Raw genomic sequence first — 3892 nt, 5'->3', positions numbered from 1 at the left:
CCGCGTCCTTTGTCTAGCCTGCGATTGGACGGGATCGCCGTCCGCCTCCCAGCATCCTTGCCGAGCGCCGTAATCCACCACAAGCCCGTATTTTTCGGGCTTCCGGAGCCACGCGCATGGCTCCGCAGTCCGGTGGGCTACTGCCTGGTAGCGCCCGAGGGCTTGCGGTAGGAGCATTATGTACTTCGTGGGATGAGGTGGCGCTGGTGCAGCCCAAGTCCAAGGTCGCACTCACCGCCTCCTCGCGGCGAGGCGGGGCCGCTGCTCTTCCTGCAGAACCGCAGGTCAGGCCATGATCAAAGCGCGCCCTGCAGGATTCGAACCTGCGACCGTCGGATTAGAAGACCATCCGGTGTGCCAACCACACGACACCTCTGAGCTGCAGACATGGCTCCAACCTCGACCGTTCAGAACCCAATTGGGCGTCCATTGGGCAAGGTCCGCCGCCAGACGAAAGCTAGAGACAGTTCCCCTACCCTCCTGGCTGGCCCCGCTCACCAGACTCCAGCGTGACCGAACCTCGCAAACTTCAGGGTGAGGGCGCTGCGCTGCTCCCCCTTCGACAAGGCACAGGAGACGAGGCGGCGCTAAGCGTCCAACGAGCTCCGACTGCCTTGCCATCAAACTCGTGGACGCAGCGTGCCACCGCACGAGAAAATCCAGGAGACCGAGAGTCGCTCACAGAGGGTGCAGGATGGGGCGGGCAAGTCGTCGCAAGGGACAGCGGAACAACGACAACAACCTCGACAAGCGCAGCCAACATAGGAGGGCTGCTTTAGCGAATAGGCGTGGGCGCTATGTTCCACCGACGGTCGCGTCTTTTGAGGCTGCAGCGGCCAGAGGCGTGGATGCCATCATGAAGATTCTGATAGCCCGCGCCACGCTGCGCATGGAAAGGCTCGCACGACCGAGCAATGTGGGACATGGGCTAATCCGCTCCACAGTAGCCCCTCTCCCAATAGTCGACATATGGCTACGGAAGCTTGGGGCAGACAAGGATCGCCCTCCTATATCATATGGCGAAACCTGGGCTGATCACCTTGCATGGGGCGTCAGTAGCATCATCTCAATCACGCGCTTCATTTATGCCGGACAATATGTAGGGGCCGCGCTACTGGCCAGAACACAATTGGAGCGCTGGACCGGAAACCTAGCTTTCAATGCCAGCCTAGATCAGTACCCCGGCGAATCCACTGCCGCCTTCATCGGGCGCGTATGGGCAGCAGAGGCTAACCTCAGGGTGTCGGACAGGGAACGCATGGGGTCGGCAATCAAGGATCTTCCTGCTCCGAGCAGTGAGATCCGCACCACTACATGCCTCGATATGGGGACGCGAGAGAACGATCCACGATACTTGCGTACCACGACAACACTTCCCAAGGACATCGCCCAAATGATGCACCATCTTGGACAGGAAAGCGAGGCAGAACAATCGATTGACGCACATGCTATTTATGTGACCCTCAGCGAGCTACTACACGCGCGTGGGAATATGACCGAAGTGGCGCATTGGGAGTCTTGCGAGCTGCTGGATCCTTACGAACGTCCAGAACCAGAACTTATCATATTGCAGCAAACTCTCGCCGATGCATTGACTTTGATCATTAGTCGTCTAAAGGCCGGTGTCGCTTCGCTCCTTGCCGAACGAGGCCAGTACGAATCTGCAGCAAGCGTGGTATCGCTTCCGCCGCGCTTCCCCGCTGGACATAACGCCTCTGCAGAACCTGCGCTCTGGCCCCTTCTACCGAGCACTGGACTTCAAGAAGACCTCGTAGCTGAGCTTATCTCCACCTCCAGGGCATACGAAGCTGTGACGCAAGGAAAGCGTCCCATAGGACGGCTCTTTAGAGACGACGAGCTTCTCGATATAATGTTTATCTCACATCGCGCGCAATCAGCGCAGCTAGCGGTTGCTTTTTTTGAAGAAGAGCGTCAACGCTTTGGTTCAGCATTCTCCTTCGGTCCTATCGATGATCGTTCGGTTTACATGACGACGGTCACGGAGGCGTGCAGCCTTATTTCAGCGTGGTCCAAGGGAACACCGCTGGGGGATGCTGCATCAGTTGCTGCGACAGCGCTACGCAGCGCTTTTTGGCTCTGGCTAGAAGATGATGACAGAGCGATGGCGCTGTTGCGCATCGCACTTGAGCAGATAGCACGAATGCGTGCTTGGCGCACAAAGCCAGACGCTAGCCGGCGCCTAGAAGAATCGCCCAAGACCACCCCCAGAGATTGGCTCGAAGCCGCTAGCTTGCGTAGGCTCAGCGCCCTAAACAGAGCGGTCGGCGAATTTGCTCATGTTCGGACTGGCTCGCGATGGCTTGGCGCGAGGGACCTGATCATCGACTTGCAACCTCGCCCAGAGGGAGAGGAAGCAGAAGTACAAACAGGCAGAGGCATGGCGTTGGCTGGAGTCACGCAACTTCTCGCCCGCGAGGTCGCGTTGGCCGCAGAGACGCATTCCATCGCTATTGCAGCAGCCTTTCGAGTCGCGTTGGGTTACGACAGCGATTCCGAACGCGAAATAGACGAGTGGCTTGAGCACATCTGGAGCCGTCGCAGCTCTTCACTCGGCGAATCTACTTTTGGCGGGCCTGCAGTAGAGCGTGCACGAGCCCGCAAGAGCCAAACATCCTAGTCGCTGCCAACTGTCTAGCAAGGCCCGCCGCAAGCTTCTGAGTGGCTGCAGCGAAGGGGAAACGTTGTAGTTGCAGTCCTACACTCTGTAGACCGCTCGAACTGAAGCGGCAAGAGGCCTTCAGCGAGCACGGGGAAGGTGAGGCCCTTCGTTGCCTCGCGGCTCACGATGGCCCGTCGATGATGAGTTCCACATAATCGCCGCGTAGCACCTTTCGGTGCTTTCGTGCCCCAGGGATGACCTCAAAGACAGGCACCCCCTCAGGCATCCCGCCGAACTCGCGCAGTTCTGCGGAAGTGGCAAGATCGCGCCGCTCATCCGGGGTAGGCATGCGGCTGATCACTCGGGCCCCGGGCGAGACGGGGTACGGCTCTCGGATTGGCTCAGCAGCCACCATTGATCCCCGCTTGCGTACCGTGGTGATCATTCCCTCGGCCCTCAGGTAGGCCAAGGCCTCGCGAACGGTGTCGCGGCCCACTTCGTACATCTGCGCCAGCTGGGCCTCTGAGGGCAACCACGCTCCTGGTCGGTAGCGGCCGGCAGTGATGTCGTCGCGGATCGCGTTGGCGACCTGCCGATACACCGGCACCCCAGAGCTGTAGTCGATCACAACACACAAGTGTCACGTGGCTATGTTGCCATGAGCCTTGTGGCCATGAGGCCCTAGAGTTAACGTGGGCAAACGTCAGTCGGCGAGGATTTTTGACTGACTTCCGTGCCCAACGCAACACGGGGAGATCAATCCCGCATGACTTCCATACTTGGTGTCTCGCCTCACGACCTGCGCGGCGCATTCAGACGCTTCTACGTGTGGCGCGACCAGCTCGGCGTCTGGCGAGCGAGGCCGCTGCCCAAACTGGCCGCCGACGAGATCGCCTATGGCATCAAGCCGCAGCTCGAAGCCGACACGCTCCTAGAGCTCGCCTTCGCATGCGCATGGCAGCGGTGCCGCCGCAATGTCTTTCGCTACCTGCAGGAGTACGCCGCAGAAGGGCCGAGCGGTCGTGTCGGCTCCTAACGTGCCCGTACTGCGCTGGGAACCCTATCTGCGTCCTCGGACGGACCACATTCGGATCACTGAGACATCATGCTGTGGAGTGTTCGAGTGGGCGAGCCAGGGTGGCCAGTTCCTCGTTCTCCGTGCTGCGTATCCGGAGGGCCACGAGGAGGCTGGCAGGGGACGCTACGAGCATGCGCGTGAGGTCTGGATGATGCTCATCGCCGAATTCGAGAGGGAGCACAAATGTAGAGACC

3 protein-coding genes are annotated in these 3892 nt (G+C 59.8%); 2 read left to right on the top strand and 1 reads right to left on the bottom strand.

What is annotated here, in order from left to right; all coding sequences use genetic code 11:
* Nucleotides 1-856 precede the first annotated feature (856 nt).
* On the top strand, nt 857-2638 hold the full coding sequence (locus ACGFNP_RS43025) for a hypothetical protein (RefSeq protein WP_393328665.1): 1782 nt from the start codon (nt 857-859) through the stop codon (nt 2636-2638).
* A gap of 163 nt (nt 2639-2801) precedes the next feature.
* On the opposite strand, the gene ACGFNP_RS43020 is transcribed toward ACGFNP_RS43025, so the two are convergent.
* Entirely contained in the window at nt 2802-3248 is a 447-nt protein-coding gene (locus tag ACGFNP_RS43020) for a GntR family transcriptional regulator (protein ID WP_393328663.1), read from the bottom strand.
* Nucleotides 3249-3386: 138 nt separating this feature from the next.
* Here ACGFNP_RS43020 and ACGFNP_RS43015 point away from each other — a divergent pair, with 138 nt between their 5' ends.
* Nucleotides 3387-3656 (top strand): hypothetical protein, encoded by a 270-nt coding sequence (locus ACGFNP_RS43015; protein ID WP_393328661.1) that lies wholly within the window; start codon nt 3387-3389, stop codon nt 3654-3656.
* Nucleotides 3657-3892 lie beyond the last annotated feature (236 nt).

It is taken from the genome of Nonomuraea sp. NPDC049269, from assembly GCF_043197155.1.
GTDB lineage: Bacteria > Actinomycetota > Actinomycetes > Streptosporangiales > Streptosporangiaceae > Nonomuraea.
This window is presented reverse-complemented; position numbering and strand designations above follow the sequence as displayed.